The sequence below is a fragment of the Nonomuraea sp. IBHARD001 genome (assembly GCF_056106265.1).
Genome location: NZ_JBWBBW010000002.1, coordinates 6115273 through 6137631, shown reverse-complemented (window position 1 = coordinate 6137631; position 22359 = coordinate 6115273). Strand labels below are relative to the sequence as shown.

At 72.5% G+C, this 22359-nt stretch carries 18 protein-coding genes; 12 read left to right on the top strand and 6 right to left on the bottom strand.

Going from position 1 to position 22359, the window contains the following annotated elements:
• The first annotated feature begins 61 nt into the window (after nucleotides 1-61).
• A complete protein-coding gene (locus ACTWNK_RS29960; RefSeq protein ID WP_474307925.1) occupies nucleotides 62-2830 on the top strand; it encodes an immune inhibitor A domain-containing protein in 2769 nt (922 codons plus the stop codon).
• A gap of 86 nt (nucleotides 2831-2916) precedes the next feature.
• A complete protein-coding gene (locus ACTWNK_RS29955; protein ID WP_474307923.1) occupies nucleotides 2917-3855 on the top strand; it encodes a diacylglycerol/lipid kinase family protein in 939 nt (312 codons plus the stop codon).
• A gap of 9 nt (nucleotides 3856-3864) precedes the next feature.
• Here ACTWNK_RS29955 and ACTWNK_RS29950 read toward each other — a convergent pair whose 3' ends face one another.
• Entirely contained in the window at nucleotides 3865-4836 is a 972-nt protein-coding gene (locus ACTWNK_RS29950; RefSeq protein ID WP_474307921.1) for a phosphotransferase, read from the bottom strand.
• A 68-nt stretch (nucleotides 4837-4904) separates the two neighbouring features.
• Nucleotides 4905-5591, bottom strand: coding sequence for an alpha/beta hydrolase (locus ACTWNK_RS29945; RefSeq protein ID WP_474307919.1), 687 nt, complete (start codon nucleotides 5589-5591; stop codon nucleotides 4905-4907).
• Nucleotides 5592-5787: 196 nt separating this feature from the next.
• Between ACTWNK_RS29945 and ACTWNK_RS29940 the strand changes: the two genes are divergently transcribed.
• On the top strand, nucleotides 5788-6561 hold the full coding sequence (locus ACTWNK_RS29940) for a hypothetical protein (protein WP_474307917.1): 774 nt from the start codon (nucleotides 5788-5790) through the stop codon (nucleotides 6559-6561).
• Nucleotides 6562-6625: 64 nt separating this feature from the next.
• On the top strand, nucleotides 6626-7069 hold the full coding sequence (locus ACTWNK_RS29935; protein WP_474307915.1) for a protease inhibitor I42 family protein: 444 nt from the start codon (nucleotides 6626-6628) through the stop codon (nucleotides 7067-7069).
• A gap of 6 nt (nucleotides 7070-7075) precedes the next feature.
• On the opposite strand, the gene ACTWNK_RS29930 is transcribed toward ACTWNK_RS29935, so the two are convergent.
• Nucleotides 7076-7504: a MarR family winged helix-turn-helix transcriptional regulator gene (locus ACTWNK_RS29930; RefSeq protein ID WP_474307913.1), complete on the bottom strand. Its 429-nt coding sequence runs from the start codon at nucleotides 7502-7504 to the stop codon at nucleotides 7076-7078.
• 53 nt (nucleotides 7505-7557) lie between these two features.
• Here ACTWNK_RS29930 and ACTWNK_RS29925 point away from each other — a divergent pair, with 53 nt between their 5' ends.
• Genes ACTWNK_RS29925 through ACTWNK_RS29905 form a run of 5 tightly spaced genes read left to right on the top strand, consistent with a single transcriptional unit; the run spans nucleotide 7558 to nucleotide 11748 of the window.
• Complete coding sequence (locus tag ACTWNK_RS29925) at nucleotides 7558-8142, top strand: TIGR03086 family metal-binding protein (protein WP_474307911.1); 585 nt, start codon at nucleotides 7558-7560, stop codon at nucleotides 8140-8142.
• A gap of 43 nt (nucleotides 8143-8185) precedes the next feature.
• A complete protein-coding gene (locus tag ACTWNK_RS29920) occupies nucleotides 8186-8932 on the top strand; it encodes a DUF1838 family protein (protein ID WP_474307909.1) in 747 nt (248 codons plus the stop codon).
• Nucleotides 8933-8956: 24 nt separating this feature from the next.
• The gene (locus tag ACTWNK_RS29915; protein WP_474307907.1) at nucleotides 8957-10117 is read left to right on the top strand and encodes an acyl-CoA dehydrogenase family protein; all 1161 of its coding nucleotides are present in this window, start codon (nucleotides 8957-8959) and stop codon (nucleotides 10115-10117) included.
• Entirely contained in the window at nucleotides 10114-10518 is a 405-nt protein-coding gene (locus ACTWNK_RS29910) for an HIT family protein (RefSeq protein ID WP_474307905.1), read from the top strand. Before ACTWNK_RS29915 ends, ACTWNK_RS29910 begins: the two co-directional genes overlap by 4 nt.
• 45 nt (nucleotides 10519-10563) lie before the next feature.
• Nucleotides 10564-11748: a sensor histidine kinase gene (locus ACTWNK_RS29905; protein ID WP_474307903.1), complete on the top strand. Its 1185-nt coding sequence runs from the start codon at nucleotides 10564-10566 to the stop codon at nucleotides 11746-11748.
• 3 nt (nucleotides 11749-11751) lie between these two features.
• On the opposite strand, the gene ACTWNK_RS29900 is transcribed toward ACTWNK_RS29905, so the two are convergent.
• From ACTWNK_RS29900 to ACTWNK_RS29890, 3 genes are read right to left on the bottom strand one after another with little or no spacing between them, the layout of a single operon-like run.
• A complete protein-coding gene (locus ACTWNK_RS29900; RefSeq protein WP_474307902.1) occupies nucleotides 11752-16311 on the bottom strand; it encodes a hypothetical protein in 4560 nt (1519 codons plus the stop codon).
• Nucleotides 16308-18311, bottom strand: coding sequence for a CHAT domain-containing protein (locus ACTWNK_RS29895; RefSeq protein ID WP_474307900.1), 2004 nt, complete (start codon nucleotides 18309-18311; stop codon nucleotides 16308-16310). The genes ACTWNK_RS29900 and ACTWNK_RS29895 overlap by 4 nt, the downstream gene beginning before the upstream one ends.
• The gene (locus ACTWNK_RS29890; RefSeq protein WP_474307899.1) at nucleotides 18308-19483 is read right to left on the bottom strand and encodes a hypothetical protein; all 1176 of its coding nucleotides are present in this window, start codon (nucleotides 19481-19483) and stop codon (nucleotides 18308-18310) included. The genes ACTWNK_RS29895 and ACTWNK_RS29890 overlap by 4 nt, the downstream gene beginning before the upstream one ends.
• A 153-nt stretch (nucleotides 19484-19636) precedes the next feature.
• Between ACTWNK_RS29890 and ACTWNK_RS29885 the strand changes: the two genes are divergently transcribed.
• The 3 genes from ACTWNK_RS29885 to ACTWNK_RS29875 are packed head-to-tail and all read left to right on the top strand — an operon-like array spanning nucleotide 19637 to nucleotide 22243.
• Nucleotides 19637-20386: a LytR/AlgR family response regulator transcription factor gene (locus ACTWNK_RS29885; RefSeq protein ID WP_474307897.1), complete on the top strand. Its 750-nt coding sequence runs from the start codon at nucleotides 19637-19639 to the stop codon at nucleotides 20384-20386.
• Complete coding sequence (locus ACTWNK_RS29880) at nucleotides 20383-20745, top strand: hypothetical protein (protein ID WP_474307895.1); 363 nt, start codon at nucleotides 20383-20385, stop codon at nucleotides 20743-20745. The genes ACTWNK_RS29885 and ACTWNK_RS29880 overlap by 4 nt, the downstream gene beginning before the upstream one ends.
• A 7-nt stretch (nucleotides 20746-20752) precedes the next feature.
• Nucleotides 20753-22243, top strand: coding sequence for a sodium/solute symporter (locus tag ACTWNK_RS29875; RefSeq protein WP_474307893.1), 1491 nt, complete (start codon nucleotides 20753-20755; stop codon nucleotides 22241-22243).
• Nucleotides 22244-22359: the final 116 nt, after the last annotated feature.

Sequence of the window (22359 nt, the reverse complement as noted above, 5' to 3'; positions counted from 1 at the left end):
CGCGCCCATCCCGGCGCGCCGTGGACGTTCGCCCGGTCAACCCGGGCAGGGAGGGTTACAGGTGCCGAGCAGAAAGCGCCTCTTCGCGATCGTGCCCGCAGTCGGTCTGCTGGCCGCGGGACTGGCCGTCACCGGGGCGGCGGCCTCGTCGGACGGCTCCGTCGCCCGTTACCAGCCGACCGCGGCAGACTATTACATCAACTACACCCCTCCGCAGGTCGAACTTCCGACCGAGGAGCCCGCCGTGCCTGGCAAGGCCAAGCGCAGCAGCCTCACCCCCGCGCAGAAGTACGACCAGAAGTTCGTCTCCGGCAACCCGGCCGCGGCCAGGGTGCTCGCCGCGCGTGAGAACCAGGCCATCAAGACCGGTCAGAACCCGGCCGACTTCATCTACAAGAAGTCGCCGACGAAGAAGACGGCCAAGCTTCTCACCATCCTCGTGGAGTTCAACGAGAACGCCAACGACGACTTCTCCGGCTTCAACCGCCTGGCGCACCCGCGCGCCACCCCCACCGAGTGCGTCGTCGAGCCTCCGGGCACGCTGAAGAACGGCCCGCTGCACAACAAGATCCCCAACCCCGCCACGCTGGCCGGCGGCGGCAAGGACAACAACACCTTCTGGGTGCCCGACTTCAGCACCTCGCACTTCGACAAGATGCTCTACAGCGACACCGGCATCACCGAGCGCGTGCGCAAGGACCTCAAGGACCCGCGCGACGGCAAGCCCGGCATCGACATCTCCGGCTACACCATGAAGAAGATGTACGAGGAGATGTCCAAGGGCGCCTACTCGGTCGCCGGCCAGTCCATCGGCTGGATCAAGGTCCCCCACTCCGAGGCGTGGTACGGCGCCGCGGCCTGTGGCCAGGTCGTGCAGGACATGTCCGGTCACCCGGACAACCCGCGCGGCAACGCCCAGCTGCCCATCGACACCGTCAACGCGCTCGCCGCGGCCCAGCCCAACTTCCCCTGGGCCGACTACGACATCGAGGACCTGTCCGACGCCGACGGCGACGGCAACACCAGTGAGCCCGACGGCGTCATCGACCACCTCGTGCTCGTGCACGCCGGCAAGGACAAGTCCTCCGACGGCGGCGCCGAGGGCACCTACGCCATCTGGGCGCACTCCAGCGCGGTCGCGGGCGGCTACACCATCCCGGGCACCAACAAGAAGATCTCCAACTACATCGTGCAGCCCGAGGACTCCGGCGTCGGTGTCTTCGCCCACGAGTACGGCCACGACCTCGGCCTGCCCGACCTGTACGACACCTCGGGCCAGGGCAGCTCCGCCGTCGACTTCTGGGACCTGATGTCCAGCGGCTCGCACTCCGGCCCGATCTTCCAGTCGATGCCGACCCACATGGGTCTGTGGGACAAGTGGGTCCTGGGCTGGGCCGATCCCAAGGTGATCAACCCGGGCGACAAGGAGGCCCTGTTCACCCTTGGCCAGTCCTCGCGCACGCCGAAGAACACCGAGGACGGCGTCCGGATCAACCTGCCGAGCGCGCCCGTGCAGATGGTGCAGGCGCACAGCGGGACGAAGGCCTGGTGGTCCGGTCTGGACCAGGAGTGGGCCAACGTCAAGGTCACGCGTGACATCGCCGTGCCCAACGGCACCGACGTGCGCTTCTGGCTGTGGAACAACTACGAGATCGAGGCCGACTGGGACTACGGCTTCATCGAGATCTCGACCGACGGCGGCAACACGTGGACGCAGCGCAAGGTCTACGACTCCACCGGCGCCGAGATCACCACGCCCGACGGCTACCCGGACCCGAACAACAACCTCACCGCGTTCGGCAACAAGAAGTACGGCATCACCGGTGACACCCACGGCTGGCGCCACGACTACACCGACCTGACGCCGTTCGCCGGTCAGAACATCAAGCTGCGCCTGGCCTACAACACCGACGCGGCCTTCACCCCGCGCGGCTGGCACGCCGACGACTTCTCCGTCACCAACGGCGCCACCACCGTGTGGAGCGACGACGTCGAGGGCGGCGAGAACGGCTGGAAGGCCACCGGCGGCACGTTCACCAACACGAGCGGCCAGGGCTGGACGATCAACAACGGCTCGCGCGAGGTCTCCCGCTTCTACCTGGCGGAGTGGCGTAACTTCGACGGGTTCGACAAGGGCCTGCAGTACACCTACGACTCGACCTACCAGCGCGATGGCGCCTGGAAGGTGGAGAAGGTCAAGTACAACGCGCCCGGTCTGCTCGTCTGGTACCGCGACTCGACCTACACCAACAACAACATCGTCAACAACCTGCAGCTGCCGCCGTCCCTTGGTTCCAAGGGCAGCCTGCTGCTGGTCGACTCGCACTACGAGCCGCTTCGCCGTACCGGCGTGGCCGCGACGAAGGACACCACGCTCCGCAAGAACCTCGACGGCAGGGCGCAGACCTCCAACGCGGCCTTCGGCTTCGAGCGCACCTACCCGTTCAAGGAGTGCCTGGAGGCGGCGGGCGAGCCGTTCAGCGAGTACTGCACCAACCTGCCCTCGCTGAACAAGGTGTCGAGCTTCACCGACGCGAAGACCTGGTACCCCGGCTTCGAGCTGCTGAACGGCGCTCTGGGCTACCGCGACTTCGACGCCTCCACCGTGGTCCCGGCCAAGGGCGACCAGCCCTACAGCACCCGCGTCGTGCACGCGGACGGCACCCCGGCGCCCGAGCTGTACGGCACGGACGTGGGCGGCGGCCACATCCTCGGCACCGGTAACCCCGGCGACGAGGGCAAGGCGCTCGGCGTCCAGATCCGCCTGCTCAACGCGCAGCCGGACAACACGGCCGTGACGCTCTACGTCACGGCTCCGAAGAAGAGGTAACACCGCATCTCGATCATGGGGCCGCCGTGGCATGTGCCGCGGCGGCCCTACGATGTAGCGGGAGCAACCGACCCGAGAGAGGCAGCGTGGAACTTCTTCGTTCCAAGGCGGAGCACACCGAAGCCATCCACCGAGATCGCCGGGTCGCCGTGGTGATCAACACACGTTCCCGCAGGGGCAGGCGGCACTACTTCGAGGTGCTGGACCAGATCCACGGTCTCGGCATCGAGCCGCTGGCCGAGTACTCCGTGGTCAACCCCAAGCGGCTGCGCGACCACCTGGACAAGGCGCTGGCCGCCAAGCCGGACCTGCTGATCGTCGGCGGCGGCGACGGCACGCTGTCCTCCGCCGTACGCCACGTCGCACACCGCGACGTCGCACTCGGCGTGCTGCCGCTGGGCACCACCAACAACTTCGCCCGCAGCCTCGGCCTGCCGCTTGACCTGGCCGGGGCGATCGGCGTCTTCGCCGACGGCAAGGTCGCCGACATCGACCTCGGCATGGCCGACGACCGGCCGTTCGCCAACCTGGCCTCCTTCGGCGTGTCGGTCGAGGTCGCGGGCAAGGTCAAGCCGTGGCTCAAGCGCATCGTCGGGCGCCCCGCCTATCCGATGACCGCCCTGACGATCCTGCCCGGGCACAAGCCCTTCCGCGCGTTCATCACCTGCGACGGCCAGCGCCACGAGCTGCTCACCCACCAGCTCAACATCGCCAACGGGCGCTTCCACGGCGGCTGGCAGGTCGCCAAGGACATCAGCATCGACAACGGCATGCTGGTGGCCTACCAGCTCGGCTCGGGCAAGAAGGTCAGGCTGCTGCTGGAGACACTCGCCAGGGCCACGACGGGCCGCTGGCGCTCGCTGGCCGGCGGCCCCTTCGTCACCGGTCGCGAGATGCTCCTGGAGACCGACCCGCCGATGGCGGCCGACGTCGACGGCGAGGTGCGCCTGCGCACGCCCATCCGGCTGCGCGTGGTGCCCAACGGCGTGCGCGTGATGGTCCCGGCTGCGTTCGAGGACAGCTGAGCGCCATGTTCAGAGCGGCAGCAGGGTCAGTCTGGCCAGCAGGTCGCCCACCCGGGGCAGGGTGAGCGGCGCCGCCAGCACGGCGGCGAGCCTGGCGGCGGCGCCCGGATGCCCGGCGCAGGCCCGCAGCACCTCACCCTGTACGGCGATGGCGGTGGAGAAGTCGGCCGGGCCGGTGATCCTCGCGGGGCCGCCCGCCCGCAGGTAGGCGGCGTAGGCCTCGGTCGCGTCGTCGAGCGGTAGTGCAGCCAGCACGGCGGCCAGTTCGCGGCTCGGCTGGCAGGGGCCGCAGTCGTCCCAGTCCAGCACGACGACTCCGCCCCCGGCCTGCCGTCTGACGTTGTCCGGTGTCAGGTCGCGATGGCAGGTACGGGCGAGCGTCGCGTCCTGCGGCTCGACCAGGCCGTCCAGGGCGATGAGGCCGGGCAGCAGCCGGTCGAACGCGTCGGCGTCCGCCTGCTCGGCCGTCGCACGCACCAGGTCGGCCGCATGCGTCCAGCCGCTCTCGCCGAGCGGCTCGGTGTAGCGCGCCTCCGCCTCCCCGTCGGCCGGGCGGCCCGCGCGATGCAGCCCGGCCGTCAGCGTGCCGAGCTCGGCCGGCGTGGGCTCGCCGCCGGTCAGCTCGGCCCAGGCGTGCACGCGTACCTGCCGCCCTTCGCCGAGCGACAGCAGGACCTCACCGCCGCGGCGCAGCCGGGGCTCGGGCAGCGCCACGCCCAGTGCGGCGGCCTGGCGCTGCAGGGCGGCGCCGGCGGCGGCCGAGGCCTCCTCCCGCGCGGTGAACAGCTCCTTGAGCGCCCAGGAGCCCTTGGTGGTGTCCAGGCGCAGCACCCGGCCGCTCTGGCCGCCCGCCACCGGTACGGGAGGGCGCAGGACCTCGCCCAGCTGGTAGGCGCGTGCCACCTCCACGGCCGTGCTCATCGTCATGCCGTCGCCCGAGATGCCGCTTCCCGATGTGCTGCCTGTCGACATGCTGCGCATCCGGGGATCATGCCCCAGGGACATGCCGCCTATTCCGGACCTGCGCCCTCGACTGTGCCCGGCTCCGGCTACAGGCTCTGGGCGGCCTCGACGATGAGCGCGCTCACCTCGTCCGGGTGTGAGGCCAGGGAGGCGTGCCCGGCGTCCAGGGTGACGGTGTCGCGCGGCTTCATGCGCTCGGCCATCCACTGCTCGGTGACCGGCGGGATCATGCGGTCCTGGGCCGAGACCTGGTACCAGGTGGGCCGGTCGCGCCAGGCCGGAGCGCCCGAGGCGTCCTCGAAGCAGCGGGCGGCGATCGGCTTCTGCGCCCTGGCCATGACGAGCGCCTCGGTCTCGGGCACGTCCTGGCAGAACGCGCCGTGGAACATGTCGAAGTCGATCCACAGGAAGCCATCGGCGTCCGGCTTCAGCAGGCCTTCGGGCGTCGGGCCGCTGTCGCGCGCCAGCAGGCCGCCCAGGCTCTCGCCCTCGTCCGGCGCGAAGGCGGCGATGTAGACCAGGCCCGCGGTGTTGTCGGCGTGGCCCGCTCCGGTGATGACCGCGCCGCCGTAGGAGTGGCCCACCAGCAGCGTCGGGCCGTCCTGGGCGTCGACCAGCGCGGTCGTACGGCGGACGTCGTCGGCCAGCGAGGTCAGCGGGTTCTGTACGGCGGTGACGTTGAAGCCCTTGGCGGCCAGGGTGGGGATGACACCACGCCAGTGCGAGCCGTCGCCCCACGCGCCGTGGACGAGCACCACGTTCCGAACAGACATGATCGCTCCATTCTCGAAGTGTTCCGTTCTCGATGCTGCTGCCGTACGGGCCAAGAGAAGGCAGCGATCTCGACAAGAGTCGGTGATGGTGTGTATCGCCACATGTGGTGCGAAGTGCCCGGAAGGAGTGTCGGGGTAAGAGGCGAGGGTAGGCGGGGTACTCCCCGAACGCGGGACAGAAAGCGAGGGCCGCACGATGACCGAGCGCGATCCGGGCACCACACGGACAACCGGCGACACGGACAAGGGACGGCACACGACTGAGGAACCGCACGCGGGCGGAGAGCGTCAGGCGGACGAGGACTGGCAGGCGGACGGGGGCCTGCGCGCAGCCGGGGAACTGCATGCGGGCGACGTGGGTGCGCACCGGGCGACTGTGGGCGCGGCCATCGACCCGGAGTCGATCAACGTCGCCCCCATCAAGCCCGCCGCCATCGCAGCCGAGGAGGCCGCCGAGGCGAGGGCTGCGGCCGAGGCGAGGGCGAAGACGGCGGCAGTGACGACGACAGAGGTAGGGGCGACGACAGCTATGGGGGCGAAGACGGTGGCGGAATCTGGAAATGTGGGCGCGGCCAGCCGGGCCGACCGGAACGACCGGTCGGACAAATCCAGCCGGTCCGACAAATCCGAAAAATCTCCCAAAGTCAGTGCCCCTTTGGTCGCAGGTCACAACCCGGATGCTGCCGTGAACCCCGGCGCCTCCCTCCCCACGGATCCGCAGGACGCCGACCCCCAGGGCGGTGCCCGGCCCAAGTGGATGATCGCCGCAGGTGTGGCCCTGGCCGCCCTGGTCGTACGGCGCCTGATGGCCCGGGGCAAGGCCGAGAAGGGCAAGTCCTCCGCCAAGCCCACCAAGGCCGACCTGAGGAAGGCCGCCGACGACCTCAAGAGCGCCGCGAAGGACGCCAAGAAGAACGTCCAGAAGAACGTCAAGAAGAGCGCGAGCAAGGGCTGGCCCCGAGCGAAGTAGCAGGCGAACAAGCAGGTGAAGTGGCGCGGGGGAGGGCGGAAGGGTGGGGGCCTACACTGGCGGCGTGCAGATCCGTGCCCTCGCCCCCGTCGTCGCAGCCCTTCTCCTGGGCGCGAGCCTGGGCGGATGCGCGCAGGGCGGCGCGGTCTCCAGCTACGGCAAGAGCGTGCGGGGCGCGCTCGGCACGACGGTCGACGTCCGGGTCGCACCGGGGCAGCGGTTCTCGCTCGTCGTGGCGGACAACGCCTCGGTGGGCGACGACTGGGTGCTGCGTGAGGTGCCCGACCCGAAGGTCGCCTCCTACATCAGCGAGGAGTACGAATCCTCGGGCGACCAGCCGGGCGCCGGCGGCCTGGCGCACTTCGTGTTCAACGCCAAGGGCGAGGGCGCGACCGAGGTCGTGCTGGACAACTGCTGGCGCTGCCCGGCCGACCGGGTCCCGGGCGACGAGCAGAGCAGGCAGAACTCCGGCCAGGCGACCTTCAGGATCACCGTCGCGACTCCCTGACCCGCCTCACCCTTCGACGGCGCGCTCCGTAAGGGCCTTCAGCACACGCAGGAACGCCGCCGTCTCCTCCTCGCCGAACCCGGCCAGCAGCCCGCGCTCGCTCTCCCTGATCCCGGCCTGGGCCGCCGTGCGCAGCGCCCGGCCTTCGGGGGTGAGGGCGAGCAGCCTGGCCCGCCGGTCGGCGGGGTCGGGTGTGCGTTCGATGAGGCCCCTGGCCTGTAGGTCGTCGAGCACGCCGATGATGCGTGTCTTGTCGGCGCCGATGGCCTGGGCGAGCGCCGCCTGTGACCCGGCCGGTCGCTCGCCGAGCGCCAGCAGCACCGCGTAGGCCCACATGGTCAGGCCGTGCGCGCGCAGCACGGGCAGCTCGGCGTCGATCAGCGCGCGGCCGAGCGGCACGATCATCGCGGCCAGGTCGGGACGGTCGTCGGTCACAGGCACCCAGTGTAGGGATTGACAAATAATCTACACGCGTAGATGGTATGCACATGCTTATCAATGAGGTCGTCGAGTGGGACCGGCGTGCCGTACTGGCGTGTCTCGTCGTCGTGGACAAGGTCGCGGCGGGCGATCTCGACAGGCCGACGCCGTGCGCCGGGTGGACGGTGGGCGACCTGCTGGCTCATATGACCGCACAGCACCACGGCTTCGCCGCCGCCGCACGAGGGCACGGCGGCGATCTCGACGTCTGGCAGGTGCGGCCCTACGGCGACGATGCCGTACGGCTGCACGCGGAGGCGGCGCGGGAGGTGCTGGCGGCGTTCGGGCAGGTGGGGGACGACGTGGCGTTCGAGTTGCCGGAGATCGCGCCGGGTGTGCCGATCCCGGCGGCGAGCGCGATCGGCTTCCACTTCGCCGACTACCTGGTGCACGCCTGGGACGTGGCCACCGCGATCGGCGTGCCGTACCGGCCGGAGCCGGGCCTGGTCGCGGCGGCGCTGCCGATCGCGCTCGCCGTGCCCGCGGGGGCGGCACGGCTGGCGAGCGGGGCGGCGTTCGGGCCCGTGCGGGAGGTGCCCGAGGGGGCGGCGGAGTTCGACAGGATTCTGGGACTGCTGGGCAGGGAGAGCTAAAGGATCTTGCGGCTGACACGACTGACGCGAGAAGGTCGGTGTCATGAGCAGTGTCAGAGATTTCGGCAGTGTCAGAGATTTCGTCCGGGTACGCGCGAGTGCCGACGGGACGCAGGCCACCTCGTGGTGGAGCGGTGACGTCTACGCGTGGCAGCCGGACGACGGACCGCACCATCTGTTCGGGTTCGAGGGGGTCAATGTCGCCAGAGCAACCCAGGGGGAGGGGCTGTGGGAGGTGCTGACCAGAGAAGCGGCGGCCTATCTCGATCCGAAGTCCCGCGAGGTGATCGACGTGTGGGACAACCCGTACACCGGGGAGAGCGTCGAGGTGCAGCACGTGTTCAACGATCCGGTCAACCAGAAGTGGCGTGACTTCCCGATCCCGGCGACACGCCTGGGCGGGCAGGTCGTCTTCAATGCCGACGTGCTGCTGGCCTACCCCTCGCCGCTGCCCGTGGCCGAGTTCCCGGACAACTCGGCCGGTGACACCTATCGGGCGATGGAGTTGTTCCAGTTCTTCGCCGCCGCCTCCGACGTGGAGGGGGAGGCGGACTCGGTGCCCTCGACGTTCTCCTGGGTACGCGTGTCGCCGTGGCTGCCGTGGATGGGCATGGCCCAGCGGCCGGGCGCACTGGTCTACCACTGCAGGGGCGCCAAGCTCGGCGGCTTCGACGAGGTGCCGCGGCGGCTGCGCGAGCACGTCGGCGAGCACTACGCGCACGCGCCCGAGCAGTGGAGCGCGCCCAATGAGACGAGCTGGACGGCGTTCAGGAAACGATTGACCGCCTAAAGGTCTGATGATTAGCCTCCAGGCATGGATTTCGAGCTCGACGAGGACCAGAAGCTCTTCAGGGCGACCTTGCGGGAGTTCGTCGACAGGGAGATCGTCCCGGTCGCCTCCGAGTGGGAGCGCACCGGCCGCTATCCCACCGAGATCGTCGAACGCTTCAAGGAGATGGGCCTGTTCGGGATGACGATCCCGGCCGGGTACGGCGGGCTCGACCTCGACCGCGTGTCGTTCGCCCTGGTCTTCGAGGAGATCGCCAGAGGCTGGATGGGCGTCGCGGGCGTGCTGGGCTCGCACTCGCTGGCCGCCTGGATGATCGCCGTGCACGGCACGGCCGAACAGCGTGAGCAGTACCTGCCCGACCTGGCGAGCGGGGCCCGCCGCACCGGCATCGCACTCACCGAGCCGGAGGCGGGCACCGATCTCCAGGGCATCCGGACCAGGGCCGTGCGCGACGGCGAGCACTACGTGGTCAACGGCACCAAGACGTGGATCACCAATGCCAGGCACGCCGACCCGATGCCGGTCCTGGTCAAGACCTCGACCGAGACGCCCGCGCACAAGGGCATGTCGATCCTGCTCGTCGAGGCCGGCACGCCCGGCTACACGGTGAGCCGCGACCTGCCCAAGCTCGGCTACAAGGGCACCGAGACGTGCGAGATCGTACTGCGGGACGTGCGGGTCCCGGCCTCGGCGCTGCTGGGCGGCGTGGAGGGGCGCGGCATGCAGCAGGCGCTGTCGGCGCTCGAACTCGGCCGGGTCAACATCGCGGCCAGGGCGGTCGGCATCTCGCAGTGCGCCTACGACGCGGCGCTCGCCTACTCCAAGCAGCGCCAGGCGTTCGGCAGGCCGATCGCCGACTTCCAGGCCGTGCAGCTCAAGCTGGCCGACATGGCCACCGAGATCCAGGCGGCCAGGCTGCTGACGTACTGGGCGGCCTCGCGTTCGCAGGCGGGCGCGGTCAACGCGGAGGCGGCGATGGCCAAGTACTTCGCATCGGAGGTCGCACTGCGCACCACCATGGAGGCGATGCGCGTGCACGGCGGCTACGGCTACTCCCAGGAGTTCGTGCTGGAGCGGCTCTACCGCGACGCGCCGCTGATGGCGATCGGCGAGGGCACCAACGACGTGCAGCGCCTGGTGATCGCCAGGGCGCTGATCTCGGGGGACGCTAAGGTCGGCTGGTGACCTGCCTGTTCTGTGAGATCGTCGCGGGGGAGCGGCCCGCGGTCGTGGTGAGCGCCGACGAGGTGGCGGTGTCCTTCCTGGACACCAGGCCCGTGTTCAAGGGCCACGTGCTGGTGACGCCGCGCGCGCACGCCGAGACGCTGACCGACCTGAGCGATGTGGGGCCGTTCTTCGAACGCGTCCAGGCGATGGCCGGTGCGGTGGAACGCGGCCTGGAGGCGGGCGGCACGTTCGTCGCGATGAACAACCGCATCAGCCAGAGCGTCCCGCACCTGCACGTGCACGTGGTGCCGCGCAACCGCAAGGACGGCCTGCGCGGCTTCTTCTGGCCCCGCACCCGCTACGACTCCGACGAGGAGGCCATCGCGTACGGCGAGCGCGTCTCGGCCGCGCTGCGATGATTTGATCTACTTTGTAAAGGCGTCGGGGCGGTAGGCTCGGCGGCCGTGGAGATCGTCGTGGTCCTGGTCGTCGCCGCCCTGGTCGGGGTGCCCGCGATCGTGCTCTGGCAGGTGCTGCGCGGGCGCAGGGACCTGGGCAGCAGCCCGGCCGAGCGGGCCACGCACCTGACCCTGCACACCGCCTCGCTCGCCGCGCCCCCGCTGCGGGCCGGGCTGACCGAGGCCGGGGTGCAGAAGGCGTCGCGGCATCTGCGCGAGCTGCTGGGCTCGCCCGCGCTGGCCATCACCGACGGCGAACGGCTGCTCGTCTACGACGGCGAGGGCGACCACCACGCCCGCGACGCCTTCGGCCATGCCGAGGCCACGCTCACCGACGGCCGTACCCAGGTGCTCACGCTGGACTGCGGCAGGCCGGAGTGCCCGATCAGGCAGGCCGTCGTGGTCCCGCTCACGACCGAGGAACGCATCGTCGGGTCGCTCGCGGCCTACGGCGGGCACGCCTCGGCCGGGCTGGTGCGGGCCGCGCAGGAGGTGGCCAGGTGGGTGGACTCGCAGCTGGCCCTGGCCGAGCTCGACCGCTCGCGCACCCTGCTCATGGAGGCGGAGGTACGCGCGCTGCGGGCGCAGATCTCGCCGCACTTCGTCTACAACTCCCTCACCACGATCGCCTCGTTCGTGCGCACCGATCCCGAGCGGGCCAGGGAGCTGCTGCTGGAGTTCGCCGACTTCACGCGCTACTCCTTCAGGAAGCACGGCGACTACACGACGCTGGCGGAGGAGCTGCGCTCCATCGACCGCTACCTGATCCTGGAACGGGCCCGCTTCGGCGACCAGCTGCAGGTGACGTTGCGCATCGCGCCCGAGGTGCTGCCGGTCGCCGTGCCGTTCCTGTGCCTGCAGCCGCTGGTGGAGAATGCCGTGCGCCACGGCCTGGAGAGCAAGCCGGGCATCGGCCGTATCACCATCCTGGCCGAGGACGCCGGGGCCGAGTGCCGTATCAGCGTCGAGGACGACGGTCTCGGCATGGACCCCGAACGGCTGCGCGCCATCCTGGCGGGCGAGCCGGACGCGCGTTCCGGCGCGGGAGGCGTCGGGCTGGCCAATGTCGACGAGCGGTTGCGGCAGGTGTACGGCGACGAGTACGGGCTGGTGGTCGAGACCGGCGAGGGCGTGGGCACGAAGGTGAACGTCAGGCTGCCGAAGTACCATCCGGGCGTCTCGGCGCGGTAGCGCTCACGCGTCGTCGCTGGGCAGGTAGACGATCACGTCGCAGGCGGCGGCCGTGTCGCCTCCCGCCCGGCCGATCGTCTCGCGCACCCGGCGCTGCAGCCGCAGGACGGCATGGCCGTCGATCACTCCGCGCCTGCCGACCGGCCATCCGGCGCACAGCCCTGCGACCTCGGCGGCGGTCGTGTCGGGCAGCGGCGGGACGATGATCGCGCCCGCGGCTCCCGCCCCGCACACCGCCCTGGCGAACCCGGTGAAACCACGCCGATGCCCGGCGAGCGGCTCGGGCCTGGTGTCGGCCGGGCTCGCCTGTACGACCCAGAACGCCGCGGGCAGGCCGGGCGGCACGTCGTGCCAGGCGGCGCCGTCCTCGGCGAACACACGCAGCCGCCAGCCCGCGGCCGTCTCGACCGGCAGGCCGATCACGATGCGCACCCGGTGCGGGAGCTCGCACGGCTGCGGGGCCAGATGGCCGGGCCCGGTGTAGGCCAGGGCTCCGGCGCCGAGCGCGGCCGTGCGGTGGGTGGAGCGGAACACCGAAGGCGGGTCGTCCAGATGGCCGAACAGGGCGTGCTCGACGCCGTGCGCGTCGAAGTGGCGCAGCCCGCCGAGCCTCACGACACGCACGCCTTCGAGGGCGGAGGCGTCGAGGAGGGGCGGGTCGAAGCTCACCCGGCCGGTGGCCACGGCGCCCGCTCGCGGGACGGAGAGCACGCGCGGTCGCCGCCGCCAGGCCGCTCCGGCCAGGTGCGGTCGCCAGGGGGTGATCTCCATATTGGCCCGGCGGTCGGAGATGCGCGACAGCCGTACGGATTTCGGCCCGTTGCGGCGGAGCGGGAGCCGCACCGGTGCGGCGAACCGCTCGGCGAGCGTCAGGATCGCGGTGGCGACGGCGAAGCCAAGGGACGACAGCCACGACAGGGCGGAGGAGGCCCAGGCGCCGACGAACGCGGTCACGCCCGCCGCGACGATGAGCGCGATCTCGGCACGGCGACGGCCGGTGGCGGCGATCACGGTGGCGCCCGGCTCCTCGTCCTGTTCGGCGACCGCGTCCGCCTGCGACAGCTCGGGCAGCGTGCCCGGCCGGTGGCGGCCCGCCTCCAGCGTGAGCAGCAGGGTACGGCGGCGCACCCAGCCGTCACCCGACGGCGCGGGCGGCGCGAGCAGCGGCTTGAGCGGCTCGCCGTCGCGCACGCGGGCGATGAAGGCCAGCAGCCTGGCCTGGGCCGCCCGCTCGGGGTCGTCGTCGGCGAGGTCGGTCGCGGCCTGGTCCAGCAGGGGGGCGGCCCGGCGTGGGTCGCGCAGGGCCAGGACCTCGGCCCTGGCCAGCGTCGTGATCCCGCGCAGCCACGGCAGGCGCTCGCCGAACGCGAGGCCCCGCTCGTCGGATGCGGGCCGGGCCACCACGAAGTGCGGGACCTGCTCGTCAGGCGAGACCCCGGGCGTTCCGCCGTGCCGCAGGGCGTAGTACTCGCGGAGGGCGGCCCTGCTCAACGCCTCGGGGATGCCGGGCTCGGCCGAGGGCGGCGGCGTGATCGCGGACGCGGTGAGAGCCGTTAGGTCCTGGCACTGCCACCAGCCGTACCACGATCCGGCCTCGGCGGGGTCGGCGGGCCTGGCGCCGGTGACGAGGGTGAGGGTGATCCACGCCTCGGCGCGGACGAGCGGCGGCCCGGCGCGTGCGCGTACGGGGGCGTCGGGGCAGTGGCCCAGGTCGCGGCTACGGCGGCAGAGCGCCAGCAGGGCGATCGTGATGCGTTCGGCGCTCTCGGGGCTGCCGCCGCGTGCCAGGGCGGCGTCGAGGGCCTGGTTGAGCTCGTCCGCCGCCTCGTCGAGCGCTCCGGCGCCGATCAGGCGTTCGACCCGGACGAGGGCGAGCGGCATGAGCGCGCGGTGCAGCCAGTGCGCGCCCTGCATCTGCTGCCAGGCGTCGCGTTCGCGTCTGACGGGCGTGGCGGGGTCGGCGCTCAGCAGCAGGCCGTGCAGGCGGTCGAGGTCGGGGGAGCCGTGCGCCCTTCTGGGGGCGGGGCTGTGGGCGGGCGGGCGGCGGGTCCACTCCTCGATCAGGTCGTGCTCGCCGCTCGCACAGGCGATGGTCAGGCGTACCAGGTCGCAGCGGGCGGGCACGTCGATGCCGGGCAGATCGGCCCAGCGTGCGGGCCCGCCCTCGTCCCTGGCCAGCAGGACGGCACGGCCGGCCAGGTCGCGTGCGGCGGCCAGGCCGGGTTCGCCCTCGCGCAGGGCGGTGAGTGCGGCCTGGCTGAGCAGCAGGGCCTTGGTCGCGGGGTCGCCGGTGAGGTCGGCCGCAGCCTCCACGTCCTGGCTGCGCAGCCCGCCCCAGTCGTCGTGTGTCATCCAGCCGTCGACGGCGGCGGCCACCGACCCGGCCGAGGCCTCGCCGGAGGCGACGATGCGGCGCAGTGCGGTGACGAAGGAGTCGGGCCGCCGCTCGCCGAGTGCGACGGCGGCCAGCGCGGCCCTGGTCCTGAGGCCGGGCGAGACGGCCAGGCGCTCCACATCGCGCCACACCTGCGCGGCGCCCGCCCCGCCGGTGTGCCTCCTGGCGGCGGCATGGGTGGCCAGGACGGCGGCGCCGAGCTCGTCCCGTGGCGCGCTCTGCCCGCCGCCGCGTTCGGCTGCGGCGCGTGCGCTGACGTGTTCGGCCCAGCCCCAGGCGTCCTGCTCGACGACGCGTTCCTCGATGCGTTGCCACAGCCGCAGCGCCTCCACTGCGGGTAGCAGGCGCAGGGCGGCCAGGACGGTGGCGAGTGCGACGGAGGTGATGTCGCGCGCACGGTCGACGACGGCGGCGGCGTCGTGGCCGAGCCGGTCGCGGTTGAGCGGGTAGTCGGCGGGCGCGGCGGCGGTGGCGGCGCGCAGCCGCTCCAGCAGGTGTTCGTGTACCTCGACGACCCAGGGACGGCCTTCGGCGTCGACCTCGGTGACCCTGACCCACTCCTGGGCGGCGAGCTCGTCCATGACGGTGTCGGGCGGCACCCCGAGCCTGCCGAACTCGGCCGAGACCAGCGCCCGGTCGAACCTGCCGAGCTCGGCCGCCACCCCGAGACACCGGGCGACCCGCCGATCCCGGACCCGGCCGAGCACCCGCTGCTCGATGTAGGGGTCGCCTGGCGCCTCCCGCAGCGCGGCCGGGTCGAGCCCGGGAGCGCCGAGCGCCCATTCGGCGTAGGCGGCCAGGTCGAACGGGTTGTACCCGCCGTCGGCGCTGCGCGCCCGCTCCAGCACGGCGGGCACGACGCCTGGCGGCACCCGCCGCTGCCCGAGGTAGGCCTCGGCCTCCTGCCCGGTGAAGGGCCCGAGCGCGTGCACCCTCAGGTACGGCCTGGCGCTGAGCAGCGGCCCGGCCGGAGCGCCCGGCGGCGCGGGCACCAGCCAGCGGCGTCCCGCCAGGACCACCCGCACGCCCTGGGCATGGCGGTGCAGCTCCTCCATCATCTGGAACGTCAGGTCGATGGCGGGCGCCTCGGCGCCGGGCGGGTAGAGCTTGGCCAGTTCCTCGCAGGTGTCGAGGACGAGCACGGCCGGGGTGGGCAGGCCGGTGAGCAGGGCGGCGAAGCTGAGCACCATCTGCTCGATGAGCGGTCCGGCCTGCGAGGCGAGCCGCTGGCGTCTGGCCAGTTCGGTGTGCAGGCGCTCGACGGTGGCGAGGAAGACGCGGTAGGCGCCTTCGGCCTTCCTGGAGTCGAGGTGGCCGAGCAGGTCGACGGCGAGGGCGAGGAAGATCTCGCCGGGCCGGTCGGCGGGGAAGCTGGGGTCCAGGTGGTCGAAGTCGACCCTGGCGACGGGGAAGGGGGCGAAGCCGCCGCGTGTGGCGAAGGCGCCGGAGGTGAGCTGCCTGACGAGCATGGTCTTGCCCGCGCCGCCCGCGCCGAGCAGGTGCACGGCCCAGTGCCCGTGTGTGGAGCCGATGACGGCGGCCAGCGCCTGTTCGGCGTCGTGGCGTGGCAGGTAGTGGCGCAGGTGGTGTGCGTCCTCGGCCTCGCGGGTCGCCCTGGCCAGGCGCCATGCGGCTCGCCGTGCCGAGCCGGTCAGGTGGCCGCCGACGACGTCGCCGAGGCCTTTGGCGACGGCGACGAGCTGGGCGGCTTCGGCGTGCGCGCCGGAGTCGATGAGGTCGGAGGTGCGGTTGAGCAGGCTGAGGCCGGTGGGGTCCTCGCGGTGGGTGGCGCCTGCGATGAGCCAGGCGCCCAGGGCTCGCCGTACGTCCGGGGGCGGTGCGGGTGTGGCGTCCGCGCCGGGTGACAGGGCGGCGACGAGGCGGGTGAGGGTGCGGTCGAGCAGGTCGCGGTGCTCGGCGCGCAGGTGGGCGCCGAGGTCGGGGCGCAGGCTCTCGCGCACCCAGAACACGCGTTCTTCGGCGCCGTCCTCGTGCAGGGTGGTGGAGTGTTCGACGAGTCCGGCGTCGGGCACGGGCGGCAGGCCGAGCGCTTCGGCCAGGCCGTCGGTCCATTGGGGCAGCAGGACGAGCATGGCCAGGGTGTGCGGGTCGTGGCGGTCGAACCTGCGGCCGATGAGGGCGTCGAGGTGGTGCTCGATGCCCGTCATGACGGCAGCCTGTGTTCGTCGGCGTAGGCGCGCCAGGCCCCTTCGTCGTCGTGCGCGGCGAAGTGGTCGACCTTGGCCAGTGCCTCGACGAACACGTACAGCAGGTCGGCGACGCGGGCGGGCCTGCCGCTGAGCTGCTCGAAGAAGGCACGCATGTGCTGCTCGTGCGTCAGGCCCCTGCGCAGCACCCACACCTTGCGGTAGGCGTCCTCGTCGTGCCAGGGATGCAGCAGCACCCACTGGAAGCCGAGCAGCGCCTCCTCGGCCCGCAGCGGCGCGAGCCTGACGAAGCGGTGGGAGCGGTTGCCCGGCTGGGAGTCGCGGAACAGCCGCAGCGGCGCGCAGGCGTCGAGCGCGGCGGTGGCGACGAGCGGGACGGGGCTGGCGGGTGCGCCGAGCCCGTCGGGTGTGAGCAGGTCGAGCAGTCCCTGTGGCCTGCCGTCGAGCACGCCGAGCGCCTCGGGCCACAGGTGCAGGCCTTCGGCGAGGACGACGGCCCTGGTGTGCGGCCCGAAGGGCGGCCCGAGCGCGGAGGCGGCGGCGGCGAGTGCGCCGAGGTCATGGGCGAGCAGGTCGCGCACGTCGTCGGGGGTGATCGGCCCGTCGTCGCCGTGGTGGTAGGCGGCGATGCGTTTGCGCAGGTCGTTGCGGACGAGCGCGGGCACGTCCGCGGGTGGCGGTGAGCCGGAGGCGGGCAGGGTGAGCAGTTCGGCGGGCGGCAGGCCGAGCCGTTCGGCGGTGCCGAGCAGGGTCTTGAGCAGCAGGGCCACGACCTGGCGCAGCGAGGCGGGCGCGTTGGAGCTGGTCATGGGCGCCAGCAGCAGCGGCACGTGCCCGGCGTGCAGCAGCCTGAAGCCGATCTCGCGCAGCAGCCGGGTGGCGCCGAGTCCGCTGAAGCCGCCTTCGGAGGTGACGGCGAGCAGGGCCCGGCGCTGGTCGAACAGGTCGGCGACGGCGTCGAGGACGTCCCTTCGGCCGATGTGGACGGGGTCGCGTACGAGGTCGAGCCCGCGGGCGAGTTCGCGCACCCGTCGGGCCTGGCCCGGCTCGACGGGGTGGAAGGCGGCGGGCAGCGCGGACGCGGTGAAGACGGTGGGCATGGCCCAGTCGTGGCGGTCGCCGGGGTCGCTCTCGCCGAGCAGGGCGGCCCTGCGGCCGTGTGCGGCGGCCTCGGCGATGCCCTGGCCGCCGAGCAGGGCCGCGACCAGGCGCTTGCAGTACAGTCTGCACGCCTGTTCGCCGATCTCGCCGTCCATGGCGACGACGATCGGCACGCCCGCGCGCACGAGGGTTCCGGCGAGTGAGGCGGGGCTGAGCCCGGCGCTGTGGCAGACGCTGAGCACGATGGCGATCGGCCGGTGCGGGCCGGGCAGGAGGGCGGCGGCGAGCCGGTCGGCGCCGACCTGTTCGCCGCCGAGGTGCACGCGCAGTCGTTCGTCCTCGTCGAGCACGCCGTGTGCGACCAGGTGCACCAGGTCGGGCCTGCCGCGTGCGCAGCGTTCGGCGAGTGCCTGCGCGGTGAGCGCGTCGGCGACGTCGGCCAGGGCCAGCCCTTCGGACTCGCACTGCAGCAACAGCCCTAGGAACATCGCGCCCGGCCGTACGTCGGCGTCGGTCAGCTCGGCCCCCGAGGCGAACAGCACCCGGGGCGCACGCCGTACCGGCTCGGGGGGCGGTGCGGCGCCGGGCAGCAGCCGGGTGACGGCGACGAGCAGGCCGGGTTTGGCCCCGAGCGGGTGTTCGTCGTCGTGCATGGCCTCCCAGCGGTGCGCGTGCAGCTCGGGCGGCAGGTCGAGGGCGAGCTCCACCCCTTGGCGCGCGAGTACGGCGGGCAGGTGCGCGATCTTCGGCCAGAGCGGGCCGAGCAGGGCGCTGAGCAGGGCCTGGCCGTAGGGGCGTGCGGGGGTGCCGGGGTCGGGCAGGGGGCCGAGCGTGTGTTCGCCCACGTCCGTGGTGACGGCCGGGCCGGTCACGGTGACCACGACGCGCGGCAGGCTCACGGCTGCCCGCGCCGCACCGGGGCAGGAGCGGCGTTCGGCGCCGGGCGCGCCCGCGGCGTGTGCAGGAGTGCGGTGCGGAGGTCGGTGGACAGGCGGGTGAGGTCGGGCTTGGCCGGGGTGGCGCCCATCGTGGCCTGGGGGCCGCAGGCCGGGAGCAGTCCGAGCAGGTTGGCGTGCACGTGTGCGGCGGACCGCTCGTCCTGTGCCGCGGCGACGGCGGCGGCGGTGAGGGTGCGGGCCGAGGCGTGGTCGCCGAGTCTGGTGATGGCGGGCGAGCGTGTGGGCAGCATCCGCGTCCAGGCGGCGAGCAGGCGGTGGTCGAGCGTCGCGGCCAGGGCGCCCAGCGTGCTGCCGCCGATCTCCAGGCCGGTCAGGAGGGCGGCGACGCGCGCGCCCTCGCGTCCGGCGTCGTCGTCCGGGTCCGGTGGCGCGCTGCCCGCGACGGCGTGCACGACGGCCAGGCGCGGGTCGCCGTCCGGGGGGTGGCCGTGCCGGAGCTCGGTGAGCAGCAGGACGGCGGCGTCGCCGGTCAGCAGGGTGGCGTAGACGTCGGCGAACACCTCCTCGGCCCGCTCCTGCCCGGTCACGGCTGCCACCGAGGCCCGCACGCCGGGCCCCAGGCGGCGCAGCGCGTGCCGCCCGCTCTCGCGGGCTGCGGCGACCAGCCACCACGCCTCGCGGGCCGACCACGCGGGCAGCGCCACCATGGGCACCGGGATCAGGCCGGCGAGCTCGGGCGCGGCCGGGCCGAAGGCGTAGGCGGGGTCGAGGTAGGGCACGGGAGCGGGCGAGGGGGCGTCGCCGAGCAGGGCGAGCGGCTGGTGCCAGCAACTGCGCACGACCTCGTCGGCGGCGATCAGCACGGCGGCCTGCGCGGGGTCCTCACGCGGGCCGATGCGGGAGTGGTACCACTCCACCAGCGTCCTGACCCGCTCGGTCGCGGCGTCGAGCTCGGCGCAGCGGGCGTAGGCGGCGGCGCTCGACCCGGTGACGGGCACGGCGTCGAGCTCGGCCCGGATCGCGCCCAGCATGACGTCGGCGGCCTCGCGCAGGGTCGACAGGTGCCGGGCGTGGCGGCGCAGGCAGGCGCGGGGGGCGAACCAGGCGGCGGCCTGCTCGCGCAGCAGGTCGGCGGTGGCGACGGAGCGGTCGACTCTCGGCTGGACGCGCACCCTAGCGACTTTACGATGCCGTGAAGGGGCCGGGAAGGACATCGCATACCTGTGACCGCGCCGTGACGGCCTTGACGTCTGATGTCGCTTTCATCACTGTCGAGGCATTCGACTGTCGGGCACTGTGTTGAGGCATTCGAGGTGAGGAGTCCTGTGGCCGCCCTGCGAGTCCTTGCGGTGGACGACGAGCTGCCCGCGCTGGAGGATCTGTCCTACCTGCTGCGGGCCGACCCCCGCATCGGGGAGGTGGCGACCGCGCGCGACGGGGCCATGGCGTTGCGCCTGCTGGACCGGGCCATCGCCGAAGGGCGGCCGATCGACGCGGTCTTCCTCGACATCAGGATGCGCGGGCTCGACGGCGTGGTGCTCGGCCGGCTGCTGTCGCAGTTCGCCAATCCGCCCCGGGTGGTGTTCGTGACCGCCTACGAGGAGCACGCGGTGGACGCCTTCGAGATCAAGGCGGAGGACTACCTGCTCAAGCCGGTGCGCCCGGAACGGCTGGCCGAGGCGATCAGGCGGGTGTGCCTGTCGGCCGACGTGCCCCTCTACACCGGCGACCCGGACACGCTCCCGGTGGAGCTCGGCGGCGTGACCAGGTTCGTCTCCAGCGCCGACGTCGTGTACGTCGAGGCGCACGGCGACTACGCCAGGCTGCACACGCTCGGCGGCAGCCACCTGGTGCGCATCCCGCTGACGACGCTGGAGGAGCGCTGGGCCGACGCCGGGTTCGTCCGGGTGCACCGCAGCCATCTGGTCGCGGTCAAGCACATCGAGGAGTTGCACATCGACTCGGGCCGGTGCACGGTCAGGGTCGGCGACACCGAGATCCCGGTCAGCCGCAGGCACACCCGCGAACTGCGCGACCTGCTGGTGCGCAGGGCCAGGAAAGGCAGGCAGCCGTGAGCAGGAGAGTGACGGTGACCAGCCCGCGCACGGCCGCCGCGCGCCGCCCGCGCTACCCGGTCTCGCGTGAGATCGACGAGCAGACCAGGCTGGGCGAGGTCTACATGCGCTCGCTGCTGCGCACGCAGTTCCGGCTCGCGGTGTTCGTGTGCACGGTGCTGGCGTGTGTGATCGGCGGGCTGCCGGTGCTGTTCCTGCTGGTGCCGGGGCTGCGCGAGGTGCTGGTGCTGGGGGTGCCGCTGCCGTGGGCGGTGCTGGCCGGGCTGATCTACCCGGCGATGGTGGCGGGCGCGTGGTTGTACGTTCGTCAGGCCGAGCGCAACGAGCGCCACTTCGCCGACCTGGTGGAGCGCCAGTGAGGTCGCCGTGAGCCTGGCCGCCGTCGTCGTGGTGGTCCTGGTGGCGGTGTTCATCGGCGCGTTCGGGCTGCGGCTCTCGCGGACCACGTCCGACTTCTATGTCGCCTCGCGCACGGTCACACCGCTGTGGAACGCCTCGGCGATCGGCGGGGAGTACCTGTCGGCGGCCTCGTTCCTGGGCATCGCCGGGCTGATCCTCGCCTACGGGGCCGACATGTTGTGGCTGCCGGTCGGCTGGACGGGCGGGTACCTGGTGCTGCTGGTGCTGGTCTCGGCGCCGCTTCGCCGTTCGGGCGCCTACACGCTGCCCGACTTCGCCGAGGCGCGGCTGGAGTCGATGGCGGTGCGCCGTACGGCCAGCGTGCTGGTGGCGGCGATCGGGTGGCTGTATCTGATGCCGCAGTTCCAGAGCGCCGGGCTGGTGCTGCGCACGGTCACGGGGGCGCCGGTGTGGGTGGGCGGCCTGGTGGTGGCCGTCGTGGTGGCGGTGAACGTGCTGTCGGGAGGAATGCGCTCGATCACCTTCGTCCAGGCCTTCCAGTACTGGCTGAAGCTGACGGCGCTCGCGGTGCCGGTGGTGTTCCTGCTGATCGCCTGGCACGGGCGCGGGGCGCCGGGCTTGAGCGCGCACGACGCCGCGACGTGGGCGCTTCCGCTGAGCGGCCGGGACTACGGGCTGTATTCCACCTATTCGCTGATCCTGGCGACGTTTCTCGGCACGATGGGGCTGCCGCACGTGCTGGTGCGGTTCTACACCAATCCGGATGGCATGGCGGCTCGCCGTACGACGTTGGTGGTGTTGGCGTTGCTGGGGGCCTTCTATTTGCTTCCGGCGGTGTACGGGGCTCTGGGGCGGCTTTACACCCCTGAGTTGATCGCGGCCGGGCGCACGGACGCGGTGGTGCTGACGCTGCCGGGGCGGCTGGTCGGGGGGACGCTGGGCGACGTGCTGACGGCGCTGGTGACGGCGGGGGCGTTCGCGGCGTTCCTCTCGACGTCGTCGGGGCTCGCGGTGTCGGTCGCGGGGGTGATCGGGCAGGACCTGCTGCGGGGCGGGGTGCGCTCGTTCCGGGTGGCGACGGTGCTGGCGGTGGTGGTGCCGCTGGCGCTGGCGATGTGGGCGCGTGCGCTGCCGGTGGCCGATGTGGTGGGGCTGGCGTTCGCGGTGGCGGCCTCCTCGTTCTGCCCGCTGCTGGTGCTGGGCATCTGGTGGCGCGGGCTGACCTCGACGGGGGCGCTGGCCGGGCTGTTCGTGGGCGGCGGGCTGGCGTGCGCGGCGGTGCTGGCGACGATCACCGGCGGGCCGCACGAGGGACTGATGGGGGCGCTGCTGGCCCAGCCGGCCGCCTGGACGGTGCCGATCGCGTTCTGCGTCATGGTGGTGGTGTCGCTGCTGACGCCCGAACGGGTGCCGAAGGGCGTGGCGCGCATCATGGTGCGCCTGCACACGCCCGAGACGCTCGACCTCAACAGGGGCGACTGGCGCCCCCGCGGCTGAGAAAATCTCGCGTTACGGACGTGTCGTGGCGTATCGCCGGACATCGACCGTTCGTCGTACGAGGAGCGGACAGGCGGTGACCGTTCGTCGCGGCAGAGGGACCTTTCGCCGCAAGC

Bases quoted from the DNA above. Each gene is read 5' to 3' on its own strand.
- ACTWNK_RS29900 (WP_474307902.1), bottom strand. From the start codon at position 16,311: ATGACGGGCATCGAGCACCACCTCGACGCCCTCATCGGCCGCAGGTTC.
- ACTWNK_RS29940 (WP_474307917.1), top strand. From the start codon at position 5,788: ATGACCGAGCGCGATCCGGGCACCACACGGACAACCGGCGACACGGAC.
- ACTWNK_RS29950 (WP_474307921.1), bottom strand. From the start codon at position 4,836: ATGCGCAGCATGTCGACAGGCAGCACATCGGGAAGCGGCATCTCGGGC.
- ACTWNK_RS29915 (WP_474307907.1), top strand. From the start codon at position 8,957: ATGGATTTCGAGCTCGACGAGGACCAGAAGCTCTTCAGGGCGACCTTG.
- ACTWNK_RS29920 (WP_474307909.1), top strand. From the start codon at position 8,186: ATGAGCAGTGTCAGAGATTTCGGCAGTGTCAGAGATTTCGTCCGGGTA.
- ACTWNK_RS29925 (WP_474307911.1), top strand. From the start codon at position 7,558: ATGCTTATCAATGAGGTCGTCGAGTGGGACCGGCGTGCCGTACTGGCG.
- ACTWNK_RS29945 (WP_474307919.1), bottom strand. From the start codon at position 5,591: ATGTCTGTTCGGAACGTGGTGCTCGTCCACGGCGCGTGGGGCGACGGC.